This is a genomic window from Planktothrix agardhii, assembly GCF_904830935.1.
In the GTDB taxonomy this organism is placed as follows: Bacteria; Cyanobacteriota; Cyanobacteriia; order Cyanobacteriales; family Microcoleaceae; genus Planktothrix; species Planktothrix agardhii.
The window spans coordinates 148,255-173,963 of the sequence record NZ_LR882952.1 but is presented as its reverse complement, the minus strand read 5'-3'; the positions used below and the strand labels follow the sequence as shown (position 1 = coordinate 173,963).

General features: G+C 38.9%; 24 protein-coding genes. 17 read left to right on the top strand and 7 right to left on the bottom strand.

Features of this window, described 5'->3' with window-relative positions; all coding sequences use genetic code 11:
* Together NMG88_RS00830 and msrA are read right to left on the bottom strand one after the other, a co-directional pair.
* Complete coding sequence (locus tag NMG88_RS00830; RefSeq protein WP_254035012.1) at window positions 1–318, bottom strand: STAS/SEC14 domain-containing protein; 318 nt, start codon at window positions 316–318, stop codon at window positions 1–3.
* A gap of 65 nt (window positions 319–383) precedes the next feature.
* On the bottom strand, window positions 384–1,022 hold the full coding sequence (gene msrA / locus NMG88_RS00825; RefSeq protein WP_042156871.1) for a peptide-methionine (S)-S-oxide reductase MsrA: 639 nt from the start codon (window positions 1,020–1,022) through the stop codon (window positions 384–386).
* Between the two features lie 131 nt (window positions 1,023–1,153).
* Here msrA and NMG88_RS00820 point away from each other — a divergent pair, with 131 nt between their 5' ends.
* Together NMG88_RS00820 and NMG88_RS00815 are read left to right on the top strand one after the other, a co-directional pair.
* Entirely contained in the window at window positions 1,154–2,038 is an 885-nt protein-coding gene (locus NMG88_RS00820) for a fructosamine kinase family protein (protein ID WP_042156869.1), read from the top strand.
* Window positions 2,039–2,095: 57 nt separating this feature from the next.
* Window positions 2,096–3,898 carry a two-component system response regulator gene (locus tag NMG88_RS00815; RefSeq protein WP_042156868.1) on the top strand — a complete coding sequence of 601 codons (1,803 nt, stop codon included), beginning with the start codon at window positions 2,096–2,098 and terminating at the stop codon, window positions 3,896–3,898.
* A 46-nt stretch (window positions 3,899–3,944) separates the two neighbouring features.
* Here NMG88_RS00815 and NMG88_RS00810 read toward each other — a convergent pair whose 3' ends face one another.
* Window positions 3,945–4,178, bottom strand: coding sequence for a hypothetical protein (locus tag NMG88_RS00810; protein WP_026787278.1), 234 nt, complete (start codon window positions 4,176–4,178; stop codon window positions 3,945–3,947).
* A gap of 248 nt (window positions 4,179–4,426) precedes the next feature.
* Here NMG88_RS00810 and fraC point away from each other — a divergent pair, with 248 nt between their 5' ends.
* The 10 genes from fraC (at window position 4,427) to NMG88_RS00760 (ending at window position 15,026) form a co-directional block, all read left to right on the top strand.
* Window positions 4,427–4,933: a filament integrity protein FraC gene (gene fraC, locus NMG88_RS00805; protein WP_144390507.1), complete on the top strand. Its 507-nt coding sequence runs from the start codon at window positions 4,427–4,429 to the stop codon at window positions 4,931–4,933.
* A gap of 1 nt (window position 4,934) precedes the next feature.
* Entirely contained in the window at window positions 4,935–5,516 is a 582-nt protein-coding gene (locus tag NMG88_RS00800) for a DUF5357 family protein (RefSeq protein WP_026787280.1), read from the top strand.
* A gap of 54 nt (window positions 5,517–5,570) precedes the next feature.
* Complete coding sequence (locus tag NMG88_RS00795; RefSeq protein WP_026787281.1) at window positions 5,571–6,344, top strand: ABC transporter permease; 774 nt, start codon at window positions 5,571–5,573, stop codon at window positions 6,342–6,344.
* 34 nt (window positions 6,345–6,378) lie between these two features.
* Window positions 6,379–7,200, top strand: a complete 822-nt coding sequence (gene larE / locus NMG88_RS00790) for an ATP-dependent sacrificial sulfur transferase LarE (protein WP_254035797.1) — start codon at window positions 6,379–6,381, stop codon at window positions 7,198–7,200.
* A 135-nt stretch (window positions 7,201–7,335) separates the two neighbouring features.
* Window positions 7,336–9,039, top strand: coding sequence for a CocE/NonD family hydrolase (locus NMG88_RS00785; RefSeq protein WP_042156865.1), 1,704 nt, complete (start codon window positions 7,336–7,338; stop codon window positions 9,037–9,039).
* A gap of 72 nt (window positions 9,040–9,111) precedes the next feature.
* Window positions 9,112–10,368, top strand: a complete 1,257-nt coding sequence (locus NMG88_RS00780; RefSeq protein WP_254035011.1) for a competence/damage-inducible protein A — start codon at window positions 9,112–9,114, stop codon at window positions 10,366–10,368.
* Window positions 10,369–10,872: 504 nt separating this feature from the next.
* On the top strand, window positions 10,873–11,010 hold the full coding sequence (locus NMG88_RS00775) for a hypothetical protein (RefSeq protein WP_162832325.1): 138 nt from the start codon (window positions 10,873–10,875) through the stop codon (window positions 11,008–11,010).
* Window positions 11,011–11,040: 30 nt separating this feature from the next.
* Window positions 11,041–11,502 (top strand): type II 3-dehydroquinate dehydratase, encoded by a 462-nt coding sequence (gene aroQ / locus NMG88_RS00770; protein ID WP_026787287.1) that lies wholly within the window; start codon window positions 11,041–11,043, stop codon window positions 11,500–11,502.
* A complete protein-coding gene (locus NMG88_RS00765) occupies window positions 11,499–12,479 on the top strand; it encodes an ADP-ribosylglycohydrolase family protein (RefSeq protein ID WP_042156863.1) in 981 nt (326 codons plus the stop codon). The genes aroQ and NMG88_RS00765 overlap by 4 nt, the downstream gene beginning before the upstream one ends.
* Before the next feature lie 69 nt (window positions 12,480–12,548).
* The gene (locus tag NMG88_RS00760; RefSeq protein WP_254035010.1) at window positions 12,549–15,026 is read left to right on the top strand and encodes an HD family phosphohydrolase; all 2,478 of its coding nucleotides are present in this window, start codon (window positions 12,549–12,551) and stop codon (window positions 15,024–15,026) included.
* A 71-nt stretch (window positions 15,027–15,097) separates the two neighbouring features.
* On the opposite strand, the gene NMG88_RS00755 is transcribed toward NMG88_RS00760, so the two are convergent.
* Window positions 15,098–15,913, bottom strand: a complete 816-nt coding sequence (locus NMG88_RS00755) for a phospholipase D-like domain-containing protein (protein ID WP_227351418.1) — start codon at window positions 15,911–15,913, stop codon at window positions 15,098–15,100.
* 178 nt (window positions 15,914–16,091) lie between these two features.
* Between NMG88_RS00755 and NMG88_RS00750 the strand changes: the two genes are divergently transcribed.
* Window positions 16,092–17,399 carry an AAA-like domain-containing protein gene (locus NMG88_RS00750; protein WP_254035009.1) on the top strand — a complete coding sequence of 436 codons (1,308 nt, stop codon included), beginning with the start codon at window positions 16,092–16,094 and terminating at the stop codon, window positions 17,397–17,399.
* 28 nt (window positions 17,400–17,427) lie between these two features.
* Window positions 17,428–20,550, top strand: a complete 3,123-nt coding sequence (locus NMG88_RS00745; protein WP_254035008.1) for an AAA-like domain-containing protein — start codon at window positions 17,428–17,430, stop codon at window positions 20,548–20,550.
* Between the two features lie 162 nt (window positions 20,551–20,712).
* Here NMG88_RS00745 and NMG88_RS00740 read toward each other — a convergent pair whose 3' ends face one another.
* The 3 genes from NMG88_RS00740 to rsmA are packed head-to-tail and all read right to left on the bottom strand — an operon-like array spanning window position 20,713 to window position 22,871.
* Window positions 20,713–21,048 carry a DUF3082 domain-containing protein gene (locus NMG88_RS00740; protein WP_214560247.1) on the bottom strand — a complete coding sequence of 112 codons (336 nt, stop codon included), beginning with the start codon at window positions 21,046–21,048 and terminating at the stop codon, window positions 20,713–20,715.
* Window positions 21,049–21,051: 3 nt separating this feature from the next.
* The gene (ispE, locus tag NMG88_RS00735) at window positions 21,052–21,999 is read right to left on the bottom strand and encodes a 4-(cytidine 5'-diphospho)-2-C-methyl-D-erythritol kinase (protein WP_254035007.1); all 948 of its coding nucleotides are present in this window, start codon (window positions 21,997–21,999) and stop codon (window positions 21,052–21,054) included.
* Window positions 22,000–22,034: 35 nt separating this feature from the next.
* Window positions 22,035–22,871 carry a 16S rRNA (adenine(1518)-N(6)/adenine(1519)-N(6))-dimethyltransferase RsmA gene (gene rsmA / locus NMG88_RS00730; protein ID WP_042156851.1) on the bottom strand — a complete coding sequence of 279 codons (837 nt, stop codon included), beginning with the start codon at window positions 22,869–22,871 and terminating at the stop codon, window positions 22,035–22,037.
* Window positions 22,872–23,198: 327 nt separating this feature from the next.
* On the opposite strand from rsmA, the gene NMG88_RS00725 reads away from it, so the two are divergent.
* The 3 genes from NMG88_RS00725 to NMG88_RS00715 all read left to right on the top strand — a co-directional run bounded on the left by NMG88_RS00725 (window position 23,199) and on the right by NMG88_RS00715 (window position 25,675).
* On the top strand, window positions 23,199–24,305 hold the full coding sequence (locus tag NMG88_RS00725) for a tetratricopeptide repeat protein (protein ID WP_144390506.1): 1,107 nt from the start codon (window positions 23,199–23,201) through the stop codon (window positions 24,303–24,305).
* A gap of 125 nt (window positions 24,306–24,430) precedes the next feature.
* Window positions 24,431–25,051, top strand: a complete 621-nt coding sequence (locus tag NMG88_RS00720) for a L,D-transpeptidase (protein ID WP_042156847.1) — start codon at window positions 24,431–24,433, stop codon at window positions 25,049–25,051.
* A 159-nt stretch (window positions 25,052–25,210) separates the two neighbouring features.
* Complete coding sequence (locus NMG88_RS00715; RefSeq protein ID WP_042156845.1) at window positions 25,211–25,675, top strand: hypothetical protein; 465 nt, start codon at window positions 25,211–25,213, stop codon at window positions 25,673–25,675.
* The last annotated feature ends 34 nt before the right edge of the window (window positions 25,676–25,709 follow it).

Below are 25,709 nucleotides of genomic sequence, written 5' to 3'. Positions count from 1 at the left end.
TCAGTCATCGCGTTGAGCTTGATATCTTTCTACTTGCTCAGTTAATTCTAAAAGTTGCTGATACTCTGATTCTGTTAAAATTTCTTGATTGCGTTTCTCCATCAAAGTTTGATATATATGTCGTAATTCTTGAGGTAAATCTTGATTAATTTTGATCAATAATTCAGACTCATTTATTGATAGACTAGGAGCAATTCTTTGAGCTTTAACTTGTAGAATTTGCTCAATAAATTGCTCTAATTCAGCTTGATTTAATTGCTGAACAGCTTGGAGTAAATCTAATGCTGATATTTGGGCTTCAATTTTGACAGTGGGCATGATCTTACAACACTTTTATTTTAGATTTCTGGATATCTTGATGATAACTGATAACTGATTACTGATTACTGATAACTGATTTTTGTTCCCCCTAAACCGCAGTAGCCATTGGGGTTTTTAGCTAAGTATTGTTGATGATAACTTTCGGCATAATAAAATTCCGGCGCTGGCAGAATTTCCGTGGTTATGGTTTCATAACCTCCTTTTTTCAGGGCGATTTGATATATGTCCCGGGAGGCTTCTGCTAATTCCCGTTGCTGCTCGGAATAAACATAAATTCCTGAACGGTATTGTGTCCCAGCATCGTTACCCTGGCGCATTCCCTGGGTCGGGTTATGGCTTTCCCAAAAGACTTTTAGCAATTGTTCATAACTAATAATTTTCGGATCATAAACCACTAACACGACTTCATTATGTCCCGTTTGCCCGCTACAAACTTCTTCATAGGTGGGGTTAGGGGTAAATCCGGCGCTGTAGCCCACGGAGGTGCTAAACACCCCTTCCTGCTGCCAAAATCGGCGTTCTGCACCCCAAAAACAACCCATCCCAAATACCGCCATTTCTAATCCTGGGGGAAAGGGAGGTTTGAGGGGATTACCATTGACATAATGTTTGTCGGGTACGGACATGGCTTGTTTCCGTCCGGGTAGGGCGTCGGAGGCTGAAGGCATTTTGAGTTTTTTACCCAGTCCAAAAATGTGCATAATTGAATTATTTAGGATTGCTATATCTTAATTTTAGCGTTTTTATCGGGATTTTTGCTGAAATATAATAATTATAGTTGAGTTTTTAAAATTTGATATAATCAGTTAGAAGAATAAAAAACTCAGATATGATGTGGGATGAAATTGCTCAAGAAATTACACAGGCTACGGGAGAACCGTTTCAAATTTGCGATCGCCATGGCGTCGGTGGAGGATGTATCAATCAAGGATATCAAATTAGCCAAGGTTCCCGTCACTATTTTATTAAACTGAATAAAATTAGTCAAGTGGGAATGTTTGAAGCTGAGGCTTTAGGGGTTCAACAAATTGGGAAAACCCAGACTATTCGAGTTCCTCAAGTCATTTGTTGGGGAGGGTTGGGAAATTCCGCTTATTTAGTCTTAGAATGGCTGAATTTAGATGGAAAAAATGATCCTTCAGCCTGGGAAGAAATGGGAAAAAACTTAGCTTTACTCCATGACTGGACACCAGAACAAAATTATCCTGGGTTTGAAAACTTTGGCTGGGAAATTAATAATACAATTGGTTCTACACCTCAAATCAATACCTGGACAAATAATTGGGTAGAATTTTGGCAAGAACATAGAATTGGCTATCAATTGAAACTAGCTAAACGGCGAGGAGGCTATTTTGAACAGGAAGAAAAATTACTAAAAAAAATCCCAGAGTTATTAGCTAATTATACTCCTAAACCTTCCTTAGTTCATGGAGATTTATGGGGAGGAAATGCGGCGATTTCTTCAGCAGGAGAACCAGTAATTTTTGATCCGGCTATTTATTTTGGAGATCGAGAAGTTGATTTAGCTATGACGGAATTATTTGGCGGGTTTCCTCCCCGTTTTTATCAAGGTTATCAGACGATTTTTCCGATAAATTCTGGTTATGCGCGTCGTAAAATGATTTATAATCTTTACCATATCCTAAATCATTTTAACTTATTTGGAGGGAGCTATGGTAGACAAGCTAATCAGATGATTGAAGAAATTTTGCGCTAAACCTTAACTCAACCAGCACTTACCACCTATCTTTTCTTGTATTTATAGTCTTTTCTGATGAATGACGCTCAACCAAATCACTCACTCAACAGTATTTTGATTGTTGATGATACACCCGATAATTTATATCTTTTGTCAGCGATGTTAACAGAACAGGGGTATAATGTTCGCTGTGTTATTAATGGTTCATCTGCGATTATGGTGGCGATTTCTGACCCACCGGATTTAATTTTATTAGATATTCGGATGCCTCAAATGAGTGGATATGATGTTTGCAAAAAGTTAAAATCTTCCGAACGCACCCGAGATATTCCTGTAATTTTTTTAAGTGCATCAAATGAAGTTTTTGATAAAATTCAAGCCTTTGAAGTGGGAGGTTTAGACTATATTACTAAACCTTTTGAAATTCGAGAAGTTTTAGTTAGAATCAAAAATCAATTAAATTTACAAGAGGCAAAATTACAAATTAAAAAATTCAATACCGAACTGGAACAACGGGTTAAAGAACGCACTGAGGAACTAGAACTAGCTAATTTACGATTATTATACATGGCATCCCATGACGCACTTACGGGTTTACCGAATCGAGTGTTTTTTATGGAACAATTGATGACAGTTTTGGCTTATACCCACACCTGTTCTAGCTCTCAATTTGCGGTATTATTTCTCGATTGTGATGATTTTAAAGTTGTTAATGATTCTTTGGGACATTTAGCTGGAGATCAACTTTTAAAGGCGGTGGCGAGAAGATTAAGCAATTGTATTAATCCTAATTATACCTTGGCTCGATTTGAAGGGGATGAATTCACTGTCCTGTTAGAAAAGATTGAATCCGTTGATGAAGCTACCCAATTAGCGGAAACAATTCAACAGGCTTTAACTAAACCTTTTTTACTCCATGAACATGAAGTTTTTATTAATACCAGTATTGGGATTGTTTTAGGAAATTCTGATTACGAACAGCCAGAATATTTGCTCAGGGATGCAGATACGGCAATGTATCAGGCTAAAACTCTAGGAAAAGCCCGTTATCAGGTGTTCAATCGAGAGATGCACACCCGCGCTTTAACTCGTTTACAGTTAGAAAATGACCTCCGACGTGCGATTGAACGTCAAGAATTTATTGTTTACTATCAACCAATTGTTTGTTTATCAACGGGAATAATTAGTAGTTTTGAAGCCTTAGTTCGTTGGAGACATCCCCAACGGGGCTTAGTTCCACCAGATCATTTTATTCCTATTGCTGAAGCCACCGGTTTAATTGTTCCCTTGGGATTTTGGGTGTTAGAAAACTCCTGTCGTCAACTGAAACAATGGCAAGAAAAATCAGCCCAACGAGGGGAAGTTTTTGATGTTACGATGAGTGTTAATTTATCTGTTAAACAGTTCTCTCAACCCAATTTAATTGAACAAATTGATCAAGTTCTTGAACATTTAAAATTAGATAGCAAAAATCTAAAATTAGAAATTACAGAAAGTGCCATTATGGATAATTCTGAATTAGCATCACAGCTATTTGAACAACTCAAAAAGCGCAACATTCAGTTAAGTTTAGATGACTTTGGGACGGGATATTCTTCCTTAAGTTATTTACACCGATTTCCTTTAGATATTATTAAAATTGACCGCTCTTTTATTAGTAACTTAGATTTGATTGGAAAAAATTTAGAAGTGGTTCAAGCCATTCTCAATCTCGCCCATCATTTAGGAATGAGTGTTGTAGCTGAGGGCATTGAGACACCAGAACAATTATCCCTTCTGAGGTTTTTAGGTTGCGAATTAGCTCAGGGTTATCTATTCGCTCAACCTTTGGATGCAGAAGCCGCAGAAACTCTGCTTTTCTCCCATCCTCAATGGTAATAATCATTTGCTATGCTCTATTTTTCTAAAAATCCTAAATTTTTTCCTAGGGTAAAGATTGCCAAGCATGGGTGACTAATTCACTTAACCAGACTCGCTGTTCTCGATTGAGTAGACTATCATCGGCTAAAACCTCAGCCTTAAGATCTTCTAAAGATTGTTGACGAGAACGCGCAATTTTTACGACTCCTGCCAACGCCGTTACGACTAAATCATCAGTAACAGGTTGTTGTCGCAGAGCCATCATTTCTTGGGGGCTTGTGGGAATGGGATGATTCATATATCAGTTATCAGTTAACTGTTGATTTTAGGGTGAATTGTAGCACAAAAAATTGAAACTCAAATGGATATTCAGATAGCACAGGGAACGGAACAGGGAAATCCCCCGTGATTAAAATTAGCTTAGGGGCTTGGTGATCCTCAAATGGTTTCTAATCCGTTAAAATCAGAGTATGCTTAAAAATATAATCTGGTTTTCATCCCTATTGCTTTTTGTCTCTTGCCTCTTACCTAATCTCCCTACTATATATGCCAGTCAGGACTATATTAAGAGTTATTTTATTAAGAATTATTCGGCTTTTAATGTCTATTACTATTGAAGCCTGGATTTTCAAAAAAAGTTTCAATATCTCCCCAAAATTGAGTGTACAATATACCATGGCTCTCAATTTATTAGCAAGTGCCTGTGAATGGATGATTGTTGTAAATGCAGAAGCAATATTACCATTGAAAGCTCGAACACAATTAATTAATTATTTATTGGTAGAACAGCTTGATACAACCTCCTTCGTTATTTTTTTATTAACGGTTTTTAATTTTACTTTCTTACTATTAATTAAATGGATAGGCTTTGAAACCCTCCGGTTTTTATCAAGTACAGACTTTACTAAAATTAGTAAAGTATTTTCAGGAAATTCAGAAGACCAGATTCAAATGTCAGAAAAATATAAGGATTTTAGAGTAATATTACTAGCACATACTTTCAGTTATTCTCTGTTTTTAGGGTTAGCATTTACATTATTAATTTTAAAATAAAATGAAAAAACTAATTAATTTTTTAAATATAATTAAACCCTCTCATCCCTTAGACTGGAGAACGTTTATATTGATTGGTATTGCTATTTGGATGGCATCTTTTTTTGTAATTAACAATGAAGATACTAGAAATGGTTTGGTATTTCTAAGTTTATTAATGCTAACTGTTGCTATTAGTATCCGAACGAATGAACCTCCATTTATAATGGGAAATATTTCTTTAAGTCCTTGGATTACTTCATTCTTACTATGTCTAATTATATATCAAAATACAGAAATAAATCAACCTAATTTTGCCTTAAAATCTTGGCCAATCATCGCAGCTTGTTTAATCTTTATTCTGGAATTTATTAAAGATAAATTTAAAATTCATTCTCCCCCGCCTTTAGTTCGTATGGGGTTTATTATTGTTTTCCTAATTCACATTAATATTTACTGTTGGATAGAATTTTCTTTGCGCGTGGAAAATTGGGTAAGAAAAGTTCCAGATATTCTTCCTACACCAGAGACTTTGCAGCCGGATTCTGCTAAAATCAACCCAGAGTTTCAATCCTATTTATTTCTGGGAATGAAACAGGAATAAGGATATTGCTTATTTTATGTCAAACCTGATCACAATAATAATCTGGAAATCAAGATGAATTTCAGCCGAATTTTTACTATTGCCAGTAACGTTTTCTTAGAAGTCGTTCGTGACCGCATTCTCTATATTATTGGCATTTTTGCTGTGTTTTTGATGGGTTCTATTCGTTTACTTCCTGAAGTTTCCGCCGGGTTAGAAAACAAAATAACCCTAGATTTTGGCATCGCCATGATTAGCTTATTGGGCTTACTGATTACAGTTTTTGTGAGTGCTAATCTGATTAACAAAGAAATTGACAAAAAAACCGTTTATCTCCTGGTTTCTAAACCCGTCAGTCCGGCGGAATTAATTATCGGAAAACATTTTGGTATCTCGGCTTTTATTGCAGTTTTAATCTTGGTGATGACCCTGCTATTTTTTGGCATTCTCAGTTTCAATAAAATTCCCTACCCCTTCACCTCCCTAAGTATTGCTTTTATATTTATGTGGCTACAATTATCTTTAGTGGCGGCGGTCGGTATTTTATTAGGAGTATTTACCAGTTCCCTCCTCGCGAGTTTATTAACCCTAGGTGTTTATGCAATGGGAAGTCTCAGTCGTGACTTACTCGCATTAGGAAAAATTAGCGAAAACCCCACCTTAGAACAAATGATGAAAGTCACCTATATGATCTTACCCGATTTAGCAAGATTGGATTTGAAAAATGAGGCTGTTTATGGTTACTTACCCCCATCTTCAGTGTTAATAACTAATGGGATTTATGCTATCATTTATATGGTTCTTATATTATCCCTGTCCATTGCAGTTTTTTGGCAGAGAGAATTTTAGTTAAATTATAAAAATAGGTTTCATCTACACTATGATCATCACAGAAAAATTACAACAACTCCAAGCCCTATTTCAAGAAATGGAACGGGCATTAATCGCTTATTCTGGAGGAATAGATAGTACCCTAGTCGCTAAAATTGCCTATGATGTATTAGGAGATCAATCTTTAGCCGTAACCGCCGTTTCTCCCTCCCTATTACCCGAAGACTTAGAAGATGCTCGAATTCAAGCCGCCGAAATTGGGATTCAACACCAAGAAATTCAAACCCAAGAAATGGCTAATTCTAATTATACATCAAACCCAGTTAATCGTTGCTATTTTTGCAAAAGTGAACTCCATGATACTCTAAAACCCCTGGCTCAAACCTGGGGTTATCCCTATATTATTGATGGAGTGAATAGCGATGATTTACGCGACTATCGCCCAGGAATTAAAGCAGCAAAAGAACGGGGAGTCCGTTCACCTTTAGCGGAATTAGGGATTAGCAAAACTGAAGTCCGAGAAATTTCTAAATATCTCGGTTTAAAAGCTTGGGATAAACCCGCTCAACCCTGTTTAAGTTCCAGATTTCCCTATGGAGAAGAAATCACAATTTCTAAATTACAACGGGTTGGTAGAGCCGAAGTGTATTTAAAAAAATTAGGCTGGAAAAATCTACGAGTTCGTTCAGAAGGAGATACGGCCCGCATCGAATTATCTCCAGAAGAAATTAAAGACTTTGTATTAATTATTGAACTGCCTAAATTAGTGAAAACCTTCCAAGAATTTGGGTTTATTTATGTTACTTTAGACCTGGAGGGATATCGAAGCGGAAAACTCAATCAAGTCTTACCTTCAGAATTAATTAGCACCTAAATACCCTCTATTTTTGTGAACCATAAACCCCAATTTTGGACTCTAAGTAGAGATTAGGAGTTAAAAATATTGCTAAGTACCTAAACAAAATTAATTACACATCCTCCTCCCTGTTCCCTACTATAACTTAAAAAAATGATTATTAAAGAAACAACTTCTCTAATTACCAGGGATGGAATTAGACTGGATGCGGACATTTATCGACCTGATATAGAGGAAAAATTACCCGTTTTATTAATGCGGCAACCCTATGGGAGAGCGATCGCATCTACCGTTGTTTATGCCCATCCAAAATGGTATGCTCAACAGGGCTATATTGTAGTAATTCAAGATGTGAGAGGACGGGGAACCTCGGAAGGTAAATTCCAACTTTTTACTAATGAAATAGAGGACGGCTTAGATACTATTAATTGGGTCGCAAATCTTCCCCATAGTAACGGTCAGGTGGGAATGTATGGATTTTCCTATCAAGGATTAACTCAAGTTTATGCCGCTTCTAGCCGCCCGAAAGCATTAAAAACTATCTGTCCGGCGATGATGAGTTATGATTTATATAGAGATTGGGCCTATGAAGGAGGGGCTTTTTGTTTATATGCTAACTTAGGATGGGCGATTCAAATTGCCGCCGAAACAGCCCGATTAAAAGGGGATAAAACCGCCTATAATTCTCTGTATCAAGCCTCTCGAAATTTACCCTTTTTTGATCCCATTCCTGCTAGTCCAGAAGCGTTAAAAATCCATGATTCAAATTCATTTTATCACCAATGGTTAGCCCATAATCAACCCGATGAATATTGGCAAAATCTATCGCCAAAATTAGATAATTTAGACTTACCGATGCTGCATATTGGGGGATGGTTTGATACCTATTTAAGAGGAACAATTAATTTTTATCAAGAAATGGTCAAGCGTAGCTCCTCCCCCCAATATTTAATTGTTGGCCCCTGGGCGCATCTTCCCTGGGGGAGAAAGGTCGGGTCTGTGAATTATGGGTTAACCGCATCCAGCTTTATTGATAACCTGCAAATTCAATGGTTTGATACTTTTTTAAAAGCAAAAGAAAACCCAATTTTTAATCAAAATCAGGTTTGTTTATTTGAGATGGGAAGTCAAGAATGGCGACAATTTCAACAATGGCCGTCATCACCTTCCCAGATTTATTATTTATCCACAAATGGACTAGCAAATTTACGAGAAGATGCCGGAATTTTAACGCCAAATTGTCCTGAAAATTCTCAAGAAGATATCTTTGTTCATGACCCTTGGCGTCCGGTTCCCGCCCTGGGAGGTCATGCCATGTATCCCACGGGTTCTTTTGACCGTTCTAGCTTAGATTGTCGCAGTGATATTGTTACTTATACCTCGGAACCCTTGAGTCAAGATTTACATTTAGCCGGGGATTTAGCGGTAGAAATTTATTGTACAGCAGACCAGCCAACGTTTGATTTATCTGCGGTTTTATCAGAAGTTAAACCCGATGGCAGTGTTTATAATTTTAGTCAAGGTTATCAACGAATTACTACCATTAATCTTAACACAAATAATGATTTTAGTCAAGATAAAAATATAAATTCTTATCAAATTAAATTGCAGCCTACTTGTATTAAAATTCCTCAAAACCATTGTTTACGTTTAAGTATCAGTGGGGCTTGTTTTCCAGCTTATCCCGTGAACTCAGGAACCGAAAAACCTCTGAATCAAACCCATTTAATTGAGCATAAAATTATTACGTTAACTATTCATTCTGGAGGTAATTTTTCTTCAAAAATTATATTATCCCACCAGAATTTCAGCAGCTATCTCCTGAGCCGTGAGCCAGTCGAACGGTCGAAGGGTTAACCTGCTAAAATAGATGGAATCCCTGCCCGTTTACTGCGGGGCGGATGTCAAAATCTATCTTATCTTGAGCTTATGGTTGCTGAAATTATTTGTGTCGGTACGGAACTGCTTTTGGGTGATATTCTCAATAGCAATGCTCAGTTTTTGGGACAACAATTAGCTCAATTAGGCATTCCCCATTATTATCAAAGTGTAGTTGGAGATAATCGAGAACGCCTAAAAAAAGTAATTGCGATCGCATCTGAACGCTCTCAATTATTGATTTTTACCGGGGGTTTGGGGCCGACTCCCGATGATTTAACCGTTGAAACCATCGCTGATTTTTTTGGATTTCCCCTGATAGAAAGACCGGAAATTATTGAAGATATCACTCAAAAATTTAATCAACGGGGACGGGTGATGTCGGCGAGTAATCGTAAACAAGCCTTAATTCCTCAAGGGGCAGAAATCCTTGCAAACTTAACCGGAACTGCACCGGGAATTATCTGGAAACCCAGGGGAGATGGATTAACAATTTTAACCTTTCCAGGGGTTCCCGCAGAACTTTATCAAATGTGGTCAGATGTGGCAATTCCCTATCTAAAAAATAACAATTGGTGTCAAGGAATTATTCAAAGTTGTACCCTAAAATTTTGGGGCATAGCCGAATCCACTTTAGCCGAAAAAGTTGCTGATTTCCTATATCTAAAAAATCCCACCGTTGCTCCCTATGCTAATCATGGAGAAGTGAAATTAAGAATTTCTGCCCGGGCCGACTCTCCAGAAATTGCCCAACAATTAATTACCCCCATTGAAACCCAACTGCGAGAAATTGCTGGACTCGATTGTTATGGGGCCAATGATCAAACTTTGGCTTCAGTGGTGGGGGAATTATTGCAACAACATCAAGCTACCTTGAGTGTGGCTGAATCCTGCACTGGAGGAGGTTTAGGACACATCTTGACCCAAATTCCCGGCAGTTCTGAATATTTTCTCGGCGGTGTAATTGCCTATAATAATCGGGTGAAGGCTTCTCTGCTCAATGTCAACCTCGATGATTTAGAGGAATACGGGGCTGTTAGTGCGGTCGTCGCTGAACAAATAGCCATCGGTGTCAAAAATCTCTTGCAAACCAATTGGGGCTTAAGTATTACCGGAATTGCTGGGCCAGGAGGCGGTACTACGACCAAACCCGTCGGACTGGTTTACATTGGTTTAGCGACGCCCCAGGGGTCAGTAGAGAGTCTGGAATGTCGTTTTGGGGAAAAACGGAGTCGGGACTGGATACGGCGGGTAAGCAGCAGTACGGCCCTTGACCTTCTGCGTCGTCATCTTCTCGGTAAAGGTTAATGGTTGGGGAAAACAAGAAATTGTCAAGCTATTGCCTAAACTTGTAAAGATTCGTTATGCTGAGGGTGGTGTTGTTCAATTCAATACCTAACCATAACTGAAAAATTTGGTAAGATGGAGCTAGTACAGTGTCTCTCTAGGTTTATTTGAGTTAGGCAGTTGTGAATTAGCGACCCCGATCAAACCAATTTTCAACTAATCCTAAATGCCATGGATCTAGGAGATGGTTGGGGGTGTAAAAATCCCCTAAATTAAAGAGATTATTCTAGGATGTCCTATTACCAAGTGCTTAAAATTTTAGAAACTTTTATAAAATTTTAAGCCAGAATTGGAGTAATATAATAGAATAGGAAATATAGAGCAGATATCCGTTAAGGATAAAACTTGCTAACCCATAGCAAGCATTGGTTTTGAGCGTTATACGGTGATTGGGCTAACCATTCGGTTAACCTTAACCCCCAGTCCAGTTGCGTAGCTAGTTTACAGCGAGGAGCTTTTTGTTCAATGGAATACATTGATAGAATACTGGAAAAGTTAAAAGAATGGGCGCGGGAGCTTATTGATGCCCTATTGGGCCCGGCGGCTCAACCCGAAGCAGAGCCAATTCCTGTACCTGTGGATGAGCCCCGCCGTCGGAGGTAGTTAATTTAACATTTGATTAAGGTTAATCCTTTGCTAAGTCTTTTAGTATTGCATGGCCCCAATTTGAATCTCTTGGGTCAGCGAGAACCTGAAATTTACGGGAAAACAACGTTAGAAGGAATCAATCGACTGTTGGAACAGGAGGCTCAGTTACTCTCTGTTAAACTCTCAATCATCCAGTCTAACCACGAAGGGGTTTTGGTGGATGCAATACACTCCGCATTCGGGCAACACCAAGGCTTGCTAATTAATGCCGGAGCCTATACTCACACCAGTATTGCCCTGCGAGATGCGATCTCAGGAGTTGGGATTCCTACCGTTGAGGTACATCTAAGCAATATTTACCGTCGAGAACCATTCCGGCATCATTCTTTTATTGCAGCAGTGGCGATTGGACAAATTAGTGGATTTGGAGCAGAAAGTTACCGCTTGGGACTACAGGCTTTGGTTCATCATTTGCAGGGGCAAAAACCGTTAGAATCCTCTCCATGAACCAATATTCACTATCTAGCCAATTTCAAGGGGCCTTTCTAGGCACAGTCCTCGGTTATCGGTTAGGCCAAATTAAACCCAGGTCTGAAAACCTATCTCCTGGTTGTTCCCTAAATTGGGGGGAACTGATTCCCCAACTCGCTCAAAGCTTAATCAAATATCAAGGATTTAATCCGATTGATTACTGGGCATTAGTGGCGAACCAGAGGGAAGAACCTCGAAAATTGGAAATTTCTCAAAAACCCTCGATACCATGCCCACAGGGGTTAAATTCAGGGAGTGAGGTGGCTATTGTTGGCTTCCCACTGGCCCTATTTTTTCACGATAATTTGATCTACTTAAAACAGTTAAGATCAAATAGCCCGGAACAGGTGGCTAGTATTTGGGATGGGGTTTTGGTCATGGCGACCGCGATCGCCGAGATCCTAACTCAAAATCCAGAACTCGATCAACTAATTCCCAATTTATTAAAGCTGTTACCGACCGAATCCGCTTTAACGGCTAAATTAGAACAAGTTCAAACCCTATTACAGCAAAAAGCCAGTTTAGAAACGGCCGTTCATCAACTGACCCAAACCTCAAAACTCAGTTATTCTCCTCAAGCGACTGTTCCAAATCATTTCGATCCTGAAAATTGGACGGCCTTGGCCCTGGGCTTCTATTGTTTTCTCAGCACCCCAGAAGACTATTCCTTAACGGTTTTGCGATCGCTACAAACCCGATATCACCCTGAAATCACAGCAGCCATTAGTGGGGCTTTATCCGGTGCCTATCAAGGCTACATCGCAATTCCGGTAAAATGGCGTTTGGAGTTTCAATACCCCTCTATTTGGCCCTTAACTCATCCAGAAATCGAAAATAATCCTGTAAAACCCAACCCCACTCAGGGAGAACTGCTACAGTTATCTCAGGGTCTGTTTGCCCTTTGGTCAGGGGTATATCGCCCTTTACAACCAATGGTCATTGGCTTTTCTTAAAAACTCAAAACAATACTATACAATTAAATTCAAACGGCTGCTCAACCCCTTGATCTAGTTTCCAAGCAGATGAATACGCGACCTACTCTGACGCAACAGATTGAACGGCTTTGTAGCCGCGCCCATTCCGCCTCGCCTCCTATACAGCCTTCACCCACAAAACTATCCGGTTCCAACCCTTCATTGTTATCCAATCCTAAACCCCGAAAAGTCAAAAAAAAATTGAGTTCTCTAACGAGTCCAATCTTTTTCTTGGTAAGTGTAGTTTCCTTAACTAGCGTTATCGGGGTTCGATTTTACAACCAACCCAAATTAGATGTCGGTCGTATTGCCCAGGAAACCATTAACGCCCCCTCGGATGCCAATGTTCCTGACCTGAAAACCACCGATGAAAAGCGCAAAGCGGCTGAAATTGGTGCGATTCCGGTTTTAGTGATTGACAATGCCGTCAATCAAGATATCGAGCAAACCATTCAAAAGGTATTAGCCCAGGGGGCATCTATCCGCAATATCGCCGAACCTTTTCCTTTTGTGAATACGGGAATTTTATCGACGGAAGTTCAGAGTTACCTGCGCGGGGTTCCAGAACGAGAATGGCAAGATTTAATCGCCCAAGTTGAACAGGTGATTGTCCAAATTCCCTCAACTACCCCATCAAAAACCCCTAATAAAAAAAACCCGACCAAATTTACCGATTGGCAAGAAGCCAACTTAGTCGAAATTCGCCAACATACCCTCAGACAATTACAGGCTTACCGTCAGCGAACCACTGAGGTTGAATTTTCACAATTATTATCCGATGTGACCCAAGCCCGTTGGCGATATGTCGCGTCGTTGAATGCCTTTTCTCAGGAATCCCCTGTTGATCAAACAGTCTTTTATAGTGAGTCTATCTTTGGCTGGTCTGATCAAATTTGGTTGCAAACCCAAACAGGAATTACTCAAATTACTCAAGAGATGTTAGCCCAGGGGATTGCTCCTGGTGTACCCGATGAAATCCTGAAAAAAGCCATTGAAGTCCATGTTAAATATACGATTCCTTTAGAAACTCAATTATTTGCTACGGATTTGTTAAATCAAGTTTTAAAAGCAAATTTAGTTAAAGATCCCGAGGCCACCCGTCGTCGAGCAGAGTTAGTTGCACAAAAAATTGAACCAGTTTTAGTCAATATTAATAAGGGAGAAGTTATTGTTAATAGAGGACAAAAAATTACTCAACGGGATTTTGTCTTACTGGATTATTTTGGTTTGAGTGAACGGGGAATTAATTCAAAAGGATTAATCAAGTTAGTGGGGTTAGTTAGTGCCGGAGTTGGAATTGTTTTATTGGTTGAATGGAAATTTCATCGAGGTTTACGTCGTCGAGATCGGCTTTTATTATTATTGCTAACCCTGAGTACGCCGATTATTATTTTGTTGAAATTACCTCTGATTAATTTACCTGCGGTGGGATTATTGGTGGGCAGTTTTTACGGCTCGGCCGTGGGAGTAACGGTTGTGGGTCTACTTTCAATTTTATTACCAATTGGAATGGAAATTGATAGTTTTCATTTACTGGCTAGTGCCGTGGGGGGATTAGTTGGGAGTCTTTTGGCAGGACAATCTCGGAGTCGAGAAGAATTAGCATTACTAGGATTAGAGGTGGGAATTGCTCAAGGTGCTGTTTACTTAATTTTTAATTTAATGGCGAGTGCAACGGCCGGATCAATTTGGTATGTTCTGCTCAAGGTTGTAGGATTACAAGTATTAGAAGGAGTGGCTTGGAGTATTGTCGCCCTGGGGTTAAGTCCCTATTTAGAACATCTATTTGATTTAATTACTCCGATTCGATTAGCTGAGTTAGCAAATCCCAATCGACCGTTATTAAAAAAATTGGCGACCGTCGCACCCGGAACTTTTCAACATACGATGTTTGTGGCAACTTTAGCCGAAGCCGCCGCTCAAGAATTGGGCTGTAATGTGGAATTAGTCAGAACGGGAACTTTATATCATGATATTGGAAAAATGCACGACCCTTTAGGATTTATTGAAAATCAAATGGGGGGAACGAATAAACATGATACGATTGATGACCCTTGGAAAAGTGCCAAAATTATTAAAAAGCACGTTGGTGAGGGGTTAGTAATGGCGAAAAAATACCGTTTACCCAAAGCAATTCAAGCGTTTATTCCTGAACATCAAGGAAATATGCAGATTGCCTATTTCTATTATCAAGCCCAACAACTGGCTCAAGAAAATCCTGAATTGGAAGTCCGAGAAGATGATTTTCGCTATGATGGGCCGATTCCCCAATCTAAAGAAACGGGAATTGTGATGTTAGCAGATTCCTGTGAGGCGGCATTGCGATCGCTTAAGGATGCCACCCACGAAGAAGCATTAAATATGGTTAATAAAATATTAAAGGCTCGATGGCAAGATAATCAATTAATTGATTCGGGTTTAACCCGGGCAGAAATGGCAAAAATCGCCGAAATATTTGTGCGAGTTTGGGAACAAGTTAATCACAAACGAATTGCTTATCCAAAAGCGGTGCTAGGTTGTCGTTGACATCCGCCCCGCCGTAAAACGGGCGGGGATTCCATCTATGTGCGCGTTACCCCTACAGGAATTGATGTTTTTTAAGCTGCCATATCCTCAAGGTTATCGTGATCAATAATAATGGCTTTTTCATCGGAACTAAAATCAGCCCAAACGGGTGAAAAATAGCGATTATGGAGATAAATCACTTCATCCATATTGGTGATCACTTCAATTTCTTCTAAATTTTTTTCGGCTTTTCGCCAAGCTGTCAGGGTCAGATTTGCACTGCCTTTAAAGGCAATTAATCCATCGACAACAATTAGTTTTTGATGGGGAATTCTATCCCAATTAAAAATAGTTTCACACATCGGTTTAATATCTAAATTTGGGCTTTCATGGGTGTATTCAGATAATTCGTCTAATTGATAGGTTTGATGAGAGGTTAGCGAAACAATACCTTTAACTGGAATCCCTTGAGATACTGTTTTTAATGCGCCTAGAAATTGATGACTAATCCCAAGGCTGGTAAAATGGATAAACTTTTTAGCCAGATTCATTGCTTTGAATAAAGCTGCAATGAGGGGATAATTGGGGTCAGTATTAAGGCGTTGTGCGATCGCTCCTAATTTTTTATATTGCTCAATATCAAGGTCATTATCATTAAAGTAGAGATTTTTATCTCGGAAATAAGCTTGAATTACTTTTGCAGGTTCAGGAATATTGACAATATATTGAATTCCACAAGTTGGGCAGAAAATTTGTTTATGTTGGTTTCGTTGTAAGCTGGGGTGAATTGCATAGCAGTTTTGACAGTGAGCTAAACGGGTGTCAAGTTGTGACAAGCTACGCAAATCAAGAGAATGGGCTTGGCGTTGAATAAAATTTTGATTATTGAGGGAGTTATAAGCCGACATAGTTAATTTCTCCTAATAAGAAATTGCTGATTACGTTTTCAGCATAAAATATATTTTTTTCAAACTTGCAAATGAGTCTAAAAATTCTCATACTTTCACAAGCAAATCTGTATATAATGGTTTTGTGAAAAAAAATTCCCAAAACTAAGACTTATAGGATTTTTGCTAAACTTAGAATATGAATAAAGAAGAATTCGATGCGGCATACAAACTATTGACTCCTAAGCAACAACAGGTAGTAGAGGCTTTTTTGGCAGGAAAGCCAGATATCCTGATTGCGGAAAGACTAAATGTCACTGATTTATCTACCATCCGAAAGCACATTGCAAAAGCCTGCAATATATTTGGGATTAAAAACGAAAAGAATGAACATGAACGTCTTCGGAATGATTTGGTTGAATTATTTGCTAAGTATAAGCCTGAATATGTAAGTCCTGAAATCATTGCTAAGTATCTTGGCGGAACTTTACCAAAGATGAAACTAGACAATCCAGAAGGGGTTGTTCCGTTAGACTGTCCTTTTTATATTGAGCGTTTACCCATTGAATCCGACTGTTATGAAGAAATTGAACAACCAGGAGCATTAATTCGGATCAAAGCACCAAAACAAATGGGTAAAACATCTTTATTAAACCGAATTCTTCACCATGCAGAACAGCAGGGTTATCGAACAGTACGTTTTAATTTGCAGAAGATAGATGGCGATGCCTTTAAAAGTTCAGATCATTTTCTACGTTTTCTGTGTATTGATATGAGCGAGCGCTTACAAATTCCTGAACAGCTTGATCAATATTGGAATCGAGGTAGTAAAGTTAGTTGCAGTAATTATTTAAAGTTTTTATTAGAAGAAATTGAGATACCATTAGTTTTAGGATTTGATGAAATTGATCGAATTTTTGATTATCCTGAAATCTATCAAGATTTCTTTTCATTATTACGAAGTTGGTATGAAGATGCTAGAGATTTAGAAATTTTTGAAAATCTAAGATTATTAGTTGTCCATTCTACAGAAGACTATGGACGTTTAGACATTAATCAGTCACCGTTTAATGTAGGATTTCCAGTTAATTTAAGCGAATTTACCTTAGAACAAATGATAGATTTAGCAAAACTTCATCAATTACATATTAAGGTAGATTCACCGGAGATTAGTTTATTATACGACATGATAGGTGGGCATCCTTATTTAGCACGATTAGCATTTTATCATCTTGCTCGTCACAGTTTATCATTCGATCAGTTGTTAGAAGATGCAGCAACTCCAGCAGGAATTTATGATGATCACCTGCGACGTCATTTAGAGGCTTTGCAGCAAAAACCAGAACTGGTTGAAGCTTTTAAGCAAGTTATTAATGCAGATCAACCTATACAAATTGAACCTATGCAAGCTTATAAACTACACAGTATGGGATTAATTAAAAAACAAGGTTATTTAGCTCAATCTCGTTGCGATTTATACTATAAATATTTTCAACAATATCTTTAATTAATGGTCATATCAAGGAGTTAATTATATGGCTAGATATCGATACAGTATTGGGGGAAGTTTAGACTATCAAAACCCTACCTATGTAAAGCGCAAAGCAGATGATGAACTTTATAATGCTTTAAAAAATGGTGAGTTTTGCTATGTTTTGAACTCTCGACAAATGGGTAAATCTAGTTTACGAGTTAAAATGGCAAAGAAATTAAAGCAAGAAGGATTCAAATGTGTATCTGTTGATATGACAAAAATTAGTAGTTATGGCAGTGCGGAAGAATGGTATGGAGATCTAATGTTTATGCTGCTTCAAGGGTTAATCTTAGATCAAAAAGTCAACTTTGAATTATGGTTGCAAGAATGTAGTTATTTATCACCGTTGCAAAAATTTAACCAGTTTATTGAAACTATTATTTTATCTCAGTTACAAGAAAAAATAATTATTTTTTTAGATGAAATCGACAGTATTATAAAAATAAAGTTTAAAGATGAATTCTTCGCCGTAATTCGTTCATTTTACAATCAGCGTTCAGAGAATCAAGAATATAAACGTTTAACGTTTTGTTTATTAGGAGTCGCAACGCCTTCTGATTTGATTCAAGACAAAACTCGTACTCCTTTTAATATTGGTCAAGCTATTGAGTTAAAAGGTTTTGAATTTGAAGAAGCGCAGTCATCTTTAACTCAAGGGTTGAGGGAAGTTGTTGATAATCCTGAAGAAATATTAGAAGAAATTTTACACTGGACAGGCGGACAACCCTTTCTGACTCAAAAGTTATGTAAGCTAGTTGTTGAAAAAGCAGAAAATAGAACCCCTAATATTGAACAGATTGTGCAAGCCTATATTATCAATAATTGGGAATCTCAGGATGAGCCTGAACATTTAAAAACAATCCGCGATCGCATTCTTGATAATGAAAAATATTTCATTGATTTATTAGGGCTTTATCAGCAAATTCTACAAGATGGGAAAATTGAGGTAGATGGTAGTTCAACACAACTGCAATTAAGATTATCAGGTTTAGTTTCTAAGAACCAAGGTAGATTAGAAATATATAATAAAATATATGAATTAGTTTTTAATAAAAATTGGGTACAAGATCAGCTATATAAATTATGCCCTTATGCACAAGATCTATTAATTTGGTTAGAGCATGGTAAAGATCCTAAATATCTTCTAAAAGGCAAAAGATTAAGAGAAGCAGAAGTATGGCAACAGGATAAGAATTTACCCAGTGAACATATAGATTTTATTTATAAAAGTCAAAAAAAAGAGACTAAAAAAAATATTTTTGATATCGCTTCTGTAATTTCATTTCTAATGGGAATATCAATGATGTGGATTAGCTTGAGTTTGAGAGATGCAACACAAAAACTAAAATATTCATTGAAAGTTATAGAATTGGAACAAAATGGGGTTGGTGCATTACAACAGTTTAAGTCGGATAGAGGAGAAATTGAATCTTTACTGTCAGCAATGGAATCTAGCAAAGGTTTGAAAGAACTATCAAAAGATAATCCTTTCGATCAACAATATTTAAGTGTAGCTCATTTATTTAGATTACAGCAAATTTTAGACAATATTCATGAAATGAATCAATTTAGATCTCTAAAAAGTCTTGAGTTTAGTCCTACAAAGAATAATTTTTTAACAGTAAATAAAGATGGAAAACTTAATTTTTGGAACTGGTCAAATCAAAAGTTAACAAAGTTTCAAGCCGATCCAGGTGTTATCAATGATGTTACCTTTAGTCCCGATGGTAAATCTTTAGCAACAGCAGGAAATGATGGTGTAATTCGCCTTTGGAGCTTATCCGGCCAACAGTTAACTTCTTTTAAAGCTTATCAAGGTGCTACTAACCGTATTATTTTCAGTCCTAATGGTAAATATTTAGCAGCCCTTGGAGAAGATAGCCAAGATAGCATAGTTCGCTGGTGGGATTTGTCAGGTCAAAAGTTAGGAGAGTTCAAGGGAGATAAGGATCAAGTCGGAAATTTAAACTTTAGTTATGATAGTAAACGTCTTGTTTTAGATTTATCAATGGAAAATAAAGGATATATTATAGATGTATCCGGTAAAATATTAACTAAAGTCGCTTGGATTCCTAGTGATAGTGAGATTGAATCTACAGGCTTGAATATTACTCCTAATCATCAGTATTTGTATAGATCTGGAGCAGGCTCAGGTGTTTTGATTTGGGATTGGTCAGGTCAGCAAATAGCAAAACTTAAAGGCTATCATATTAGCTTTAGTCCTGATGGGAAATACATTGCAACGGCTGATGATGATAAAGCCTATTTATGGGATTTATCAGGTAAACAATTAAGAGAATTTAAAGGGCATAAATTTGGAGTTTGGGGCTTGAGTTTTAGCCCGGATGGAAAACTTCTAGCTACAGGTGGAAAAGATGGTATTACTAATGTCTGGTCTTTGTCTGGGAAAAAGTTAGTTGAACTTAGAGGACATCAAGGAACTGTGACCGGAGTAAGTTTTAGCCCGGATGGGAAATACATTGCAACTGGGGGTTCAGATTTAACAATTCATGTTTGGGATTTATCAGGTCAAGAGTTAGTAGAACTTAAAGGACATCAGGAAGATGTCACAGATTTATTCTTTAGTCACGACAATAAAAATCTTCTTTCCTATGGAAATGATGATACCGCTCGTCTATGGAATTTATCAGGTAATTATTTAAAAAACATTAATAAAAATGATATCAAAAAATGGGATTATAAATCAAATTCTTCTGTTCAAGTCGAATTAGAAAATCAAGAAGAGGGTACAGTCATTATTAGAGATCAATTCGGTGAAAAGAAAATTACACTTCAGGATTATGATGGAGAAATTGTGGAATCAACTCTTAGTCCAGATTCCCAGTATATTGCCATCACAACTCGAAATGGAAAAGTTAGGATTTGGAATTTATCAGGTCAATTACTAGCACTATGGAAAGTTAACTTTGATCCTAGGAATGGAATAACTGTAAAGTTTAGCCCTGACGGGCAGTATCTAGCTATTGTTGGAGAAGATAATAAAGTTGTAGTTTGGTCTGTTCCTCAAAACTTAGATGAACTACTTGAAAGAGGTTGTAATTGGTTATCAAGTTACTTTGCTAATCGTCCAGATGGACGAGAACGTTTGAAAGTTTGTCAATAGGCTCTATTTTCTTTCCCAAATTAATTTCAACCGATCTGTAGTGGGAGCGTCCTCGCTCCCTAAAATATACTACGGTAGTAAGCCCTTCAGGGCTTAGAGCATTGAAAGGCTCACTACGAAACGCTTTTAGGGCTTAGAGCCTTGAAAGGCTCACTACGGTTTTTAACCATTAGAGGAAGGAATTTTAGGTTTAATTAACCTTTGAATACTAACGTAAAAAGCTAATCCAATTAATCCTACAGCCAGGAAAGCAAATAAAACCGTTCCCATCGTCAATACACCAACCACAAGAGTCCGAACGGCTGCTGACATTTGGATCACGGTAAAATTCTCAGAATGGATAGGTTTGGCTGCAAACTTTCCAGAAATAGCATGGGTTACATTATACAAACCGAAGGCAACGGCGGCATAAATTCCCGCATTACTAATACAACGGAATAAATTAACTGAATCCGTTTTTGAGGAAATTTCCGAGGTTTGAGGAGTAGTTTTAGTCATGGTTTATGATTGGGCTAAACGAATACCAGTGGAGACAAATTTGGCTGTCCAAAACTCTAATTCTGGGTTGTCAATTTGGGTTTTAACTGCTTCTAAAACCCGTAGGGCTTCGGCTTCAGATGCGGTTAAGGCGAAAACCGTTGGCCCCGAACCGGACATCATCGTTCCCAGAACCCCCTGGGACTCAAAAGCCTCTCGCAGTTCCAAGACTTGAGGATGTTCGGGTAAGGCGACTTTTTCTAAGTCATTGTGCAGTAATTGACCAATGGCCGCGCCGTCTGCGTGCATAATAGCAGAAACCATCGGCCCAGAATGGACTCGGCGTTGACGGGTTTCTAAATCTTGAGCTTGGGAAATATAGGTTTGGCTAAACTGTTGACGATAGGTTTGATAAGCCCAAATCGTAGAAATTCCTAGGTGACGATGTTTGGCTAAAACCACATATAAATTATCTAAATTTTTCAAAGGAGAAAGTTCTTCCCCCCGTCCCGTAGCCAAAGCCGTTCCTCCTTGAATACAAAAGGGAACATCGGAACCAATTTGAGCCCCTAATACTTCTAATTCGCTTTGAGTTAAGCCTAATTGCCACATTAGATCTAAACCGACCAAAACCGCCGCCGCATCGGTGGAACCTCCGGCTAACCCGGCAGCAATGGGAATATTTTTTTTGATGTTAATTTCTACGCCCCCAAATTGTGCCATAGCCTCGGGGTATTCTTGGGTTAATAAGGCCGCCGCCCGATAGGCTAAATTAGTATGATCATTGGGAACTTCTGCATGATTACAACGGACACTAATGGCATCAATTCCAATTGATCGAATATCAATTTGATCGGCTAAACTGATGCTTTGGAGTACCATCGCCAGTTCGTGATATCCGTCAGGGCGATCGCCAATAATTTCTAAGTAAAGGTTAATTTTTGCCGGAGCAATTAAAGAATAGGAACGCATTTTTATTTGTAATTAGAGATAGGATACAGCGTATTTTAATCAGTGACTAGATCAGTTATTTCCATCAAGTTAGTTAAATTAACCCATTGTTCAACGCTGAGGTCTTCGGCGCGAACTTGGGGGTTAATCTCTAATTGTTCCAGTAATTGGGTTAATTGATCTCGACTGATCACACTTTGTAAATTATTTCTTAACATTTTTCGTTTACTGGAAAATCCTAATTTGAGTAAGGTTTCCAAATATTGCGGGTTATTGGCGGGATGGGTAATGGGACGGGGACTTAAACGCAGTACCGCAGAATCGACTTTCGGGGCTGGATAAAAGGCTTTGGCGGGGACATCACAGATATATTCACAGTTAGCCAGATATTGGACTCGCACCGACAACGCCCCGAAGGTTTTAGATCCAGCATTGGCGGTGATGCGTTGGGCGACTTCTTTTTGAACTAATAGTACAATTAATTGGTATGGGTGAGGATTAGGCTCAGAAATGGTTCCTAACAATTGTTCAACAATCGGCCCGGTAATATTATAGGGAATATTGGCAACAACTTTATTCGGATTTTGGAAATTAGGAAAACCTTGGAGTTGACCTTCGATATCTAAAGTAAGAATATCTCCTTCTAGTAATAAAAAATTATCCCGATTACCGAATCTTTTAACTAGATTTTGAGATAAATCCCGATCAATTTCCACTGCCACAACCGACCGAGCTACCGATAATAATTGAGTCGTGAGAATGCCTGTTCCTGGGCCAATTTCCAATAGACAATCTGATGGGGATAATAAGGCAGATTTAACAATTTTACTCAGGGCTTTTTCACTGCGTAACCAATGTTGAGCGAATTGTTTGCGGGGTTGGGGCGATCGCATATAAATAATTAAATAAAAGGTTAAAAATAGACTGGGAAACTAACAATAATTTGACTTGCACCCTGGGAAGACCCCCCTAACCCCCCTTACTAATGGGGGGAGCGGACAGTCAAAGTCCCCCTTTTTAAGGGGGATTTAGGGGGATCAGATCCGAGGTTCAATTTTATTGACCCCTATCAGGGGAGATACAACCCCTTAAAATCAGGGAAATCCGATCAACCGGATAGCTTCACAAATGGCCCGAAGTATGTCAGTATCAATTTCACCCCTAACCATCGGTTAGGAACTCCAGTGACAACTCGCTCAACTTCTCACACAAAATAGGCCGTGTTAAATCGAACTCAATTATTAATCAGTAGTGTATTTATGGCTGTGATTGCTATAAGTACACCCCAAATTACTCAAGCTACGGAAATTGTAGCTCAAGCCAACCCCCAAGCTAACAAACAGCTTAATGATTTGTTAGAACAGGGTCGGAAGTTGGTGGATGCTGGAGATGTAGAAAATGCCATTAGCATCTATACCCAGGCCGTTAGTTTAGATCCTAGAAACCCTAAAATTTATTCTGGGATTGCCTACCTAGAAGCATTACGCGGTAACTTCCAAGTGGCCGCCCAATATTATCAAAACGCCTTAATCCTAGAACCGAATAATGCTGATTTTCAGTACGGTTTAGGGTTTACCCTCGCCAATTTAAAACAATATGATGCGGCCGCGGACGCCTATCGTCGAGCCACCATGCTCAAACGAGACAACATCCCGGCTCACCAGGGATTAGCGGCTACCCTATTCCGTAAAGGGGACTATGCGGGGGCAATCCGAGCCTATCAAACCCTCCTGACCGTTGATCCGCGCAATTGGCAAGCCTATTCTGCTATGGGAATGGCTTTTCTGAAGCAAGAGAACGTCAGCAAAGCCTTAGAAGTGCTGCAACAGGCGGAGATGTTAGCCCCGAATGAAGCCAGTGTCCAGATTAAATTGGGGGCCGCTTTATTAAAATATGGCGATCGCAATGGCGGAATTGCCGCCTTTGAAAAAGCCGCCCAACTCGCCCCCCGGGATGGCGATGTGCAATTCCAAATCGGTGAAATTTTCAAGGTAGAACAGAACTTTGAAGCCGCCAGTCAAGCCTATAAACGGGCTTTAGCCTTAAAACCGACCTTGATGGCGGCCAATGCAGCCCTCGGTGAAATTCAACTAGCAAAAGAAGATTATGTCGGGGCGATTATTAGTTATCGTCGGGTGATTGAAAATAATCCCGATGATGCTTCCGCCCATTTTGGTATGGGAATGGCCCTTAAAGGTCGGGGGAGTCGGGAGACACAGGCGATCACGTTTTTCCAAAAAGCTCTGGAACTTTATCAACAACAAGGAAATACTGAAGGAGTGCAAAAATCCCAAGCTGCCTTAAAGGAATTGCAAAAGAAAAAGTAAATAGAAAACCGGGGCAGTAAATCGCTGCTGCCCTGCTATGATACTTTGCAATTAAGGAACAGTTTGATTTTTGCCCAGTCGTATTTTGTAAATACTAAATATTATTTCTAAGTGAGGAGTCAAATATGACCATCAAAGTCAGCGCTCAAGGTTTATCTCAATATTTAATCGGCGCTGGTATCGCAACAGCCGCGTTATTTTTAGGGGGACAGCAACCCGGTAACGCCGAAACCGCCCCCGGCCCGGAAAACCTCAGTGCGGCTTCCTCTACCCCTATCCCGACTATTCCCAGTCAGTCCCTCAACCCCATAGTTCCACCCTTGGATAATCCGGGCTTGTTTTTGCCCTCTTTAGAACAGCCTAAGCGTGTGATTTTACGGTTAGGTCAACGCCGGGTTTATTTGTATCAGGGAGAACAGGTAATTGCCAGTTATCCAGTGGCGGTGGGGAAAGCGGGATGGGAAACCCCAACCGGGAGTTTTAAAGTCATGCAAAAAATTGAAAACCCGGTTTGGCAAGATCCCTGGACGGGAGAAGTCCGTTCTCCGGGGCCAAATACAGCCTTGGGATTGCGTTGGATTGGCTTCTGGACAGATGGAAAAGATTCGATTGGATTCCATGGCACCCCCACGGTAAACTCCATCGGACAGGCTGCTTCCCATGGCTGTGTAAGGATGCGAAATGAAGATGTTGTCGCCCTATTTGAACAGGTTGATGTCGGAACTCCGGTGATTGTTGAGCCTTAATCTAGTTTAGATATTATTGAGATTTTGGGGAATCGAGGAAAGTTAAAGTCTCTCCTGATTCCTTTTTTTTATTGTCTCTCAAGGGCAGATTAGGGTTATGATTGGGAAATCAATACTCATTCAAGGGGAAGAATGATGGTGAGGAAACGTCTTTCCGATATGGTACGCCAAGAAACAGAAAAAAGTTCAATGGCTGAAGTGGAAATTGTACCTGATGAAGGTGTGGTTATGACTGAATCAACCGCCTTACCCACAACATCTGAAAATCAGGAGCGATCACTTCAAGAAAAAGTCTTACAATTACAAGCGGAATTAAACGACAAAAATCTATTTATTGATCGAATGAAAACTGAAATTCAAGAAGCCGATTTAAAAGGGAAATTACAAAAAGCTCAAGATACAGCCTTACAATTATCTGAGGTAAATTCTAAATTAATTGCAGAATTGAAAACCCTAAAACAAGAAAATGAATCCTTGAAAACAGCCTTGGAACCCAAACTTCAACCTTTACCCCCGAAAGCACTCGAAAAACCCAAGGGCTATCCATTATCCCGTCGTCCCTATTCTTCCACCTCTCAACCCGCTTCTAATGAGGATTTTTCGAGTAGCACTTGGTTACTTTAGATCCATATAAGCCCTCTTTTTTTACTAAGATTAG

What these genes read in the sequence shown, in the direction of transcription:
- NMG88_RS00830 (WP_254035012.1), bottom strand. Translation starts at nt 318, where the DNA reads ATGCCCACTGTCAAAATTGAAGCCCAAATATCAGCATTAGATTTACTC.
- msrA (WP_042156871.1), bottom strand. Translation starts at nt 1,022, where the DNA reads ATGCACATTTTTGGACTGGGTAAAAAACTCAAAATGCCTTCAGCCTCC.
- NMG88_RS00820 (WP_042156869.1), top strand. Translation starts at nt 1,154, where the DNA reads ATGTGGGATGAAATTGCTCAAGAAATTACACAGGCTACGGGAGAACCG.
- NMG88_RS00815 (WP_042156868.1), top strand. Translation starts at nt 2,096, where the DNA reads ATGAATGACGCTCAACCAAATCACTCACTCAACAGTATTTTGATTGTT.
- NMG88_RS00810 (WP_026787278.1), bottom strand. Translation starts at nt 4,178, where the DNA reads ATGAATCATCCCATTCCCACAAGCCCCCAAGAAATGATGGCTCTGCGA.
- fraC (WP_144390507.1), top strand. Translation starts at nt 4,427, where the DNA reads ATGCCAGTCAGGACTATATTAAGAGTTATTTTATTAAGAATTATTCGG.
- NMG88_RS00800 (WP_026787280.1), top strand. Translation starts at nt 4,935, where the DNA reads ATGAAAAAACTAATTAATTTTTTAAATATAATTAAACCCTCTCATCCC.
- NMG88_RS00795 (WP_026787281.1), top strand. Translation starts at nt 5,571, where the DNA reads ATGAATTTCAGCCGAATTTTTACTATTGCCAGTAACGTTTTCTTAGAA.
- NMG88_RS00785 (WP_042156865.1), top strand. Translation starts at nt 7,336, where the DNA reads ATGATTATTAAAGAAACAACTTCTCTAATTACCAGGGATGGAATTAGA.
- NMG88_RS00780 (WP_254035011.1), top strand. Translation starts at nt 9,112, where the DNA reads ATGGTTGCTGAAATTATTTGTGTCGGTACGGAACTGCTTTTGGGTGAT.
- NMG88_RS00775 (WP_162832325.1), top strand. Translation starts at nt 10,873, where the DNA reads ATGGAATACATTGATAGAATACTGGAAAAGTTAAAAGAATGGGCGCGG.
- NMG88_RS00765 (WP_042156863.1), top strand. Translation starts at nt 11,499, where the DNA reads ATGAACCAATATTCACTATCTAGCCAATTTCAAGGGGCCTTTCTAGGC.
- NMG88_RS00760 (WP_254035010.1), top strand. Translation starts at nt 12,549, where the DNA reads ATGAATACGCGACCTACTCTGACGCAACAGATTGAACGGCTTTGTAGC.
- NMG88_RS00755 (WP_227351418.1), bottom strand. Translation starts at nt 15,913, where the DNA reads ATGTCGGCTTATAACTCCCTCAATAATCAAAATTTTATTCAACGCCAA.
- NMG88_RS00750 (WP_254035009.1), top strand. Translation starts at nt 16,092, where the DNA reads ATGAATAAAGAAGAATTCGATGCGGCATACAAACTATTGACTCCTAAG.
- NMG88_RS00745 (WP_254035008.1), top strand. Translation starts at nt 17,428, where the DNA reads ATGGCTAGATATCGATACAGTATTGGGGGAAGTTTAGACTATCAAAAC.
- NMG88_RS00740 (WP_214560247.1), bottom strand. Translation starts at nt 21,048, where the DNA reads ATGACTAAAACTACTCCTCAAACCTCGGAAATTTCCTCAAAAACGGAT.
- ispE (WP_254035007.1), bottom strand. Translation starts at nt 21,999, where the DNA reads ATGCGTTCCTATTCTTTAATTGCTCCGGCAAAAATTAACCTTTACTTA.
- rsmA (WP_042156851.1), bottom strand. Translation starts at nt 22,871, where the DNA reads ATGCGATCGCCCCAACCCCGCAAACAATTCGCTCAACATTGGTTACGC.
- NMG88_RS00720 (WP_042156847.1), top strand. Translation starts at nt 24,431, where the DNA reads ATGACCATCAAAGTCAGCGCTCAAGGTTTATCTCAATATTTAATCGGC.
- NMG88_RS00715 (WP_042156845.1), top strand. Translation starts at nt 25,211, where the DNA reads ATGGTACGCCAAGAAACAGAAAAAAGTTCAATGGCTGAAGTGGAAATT.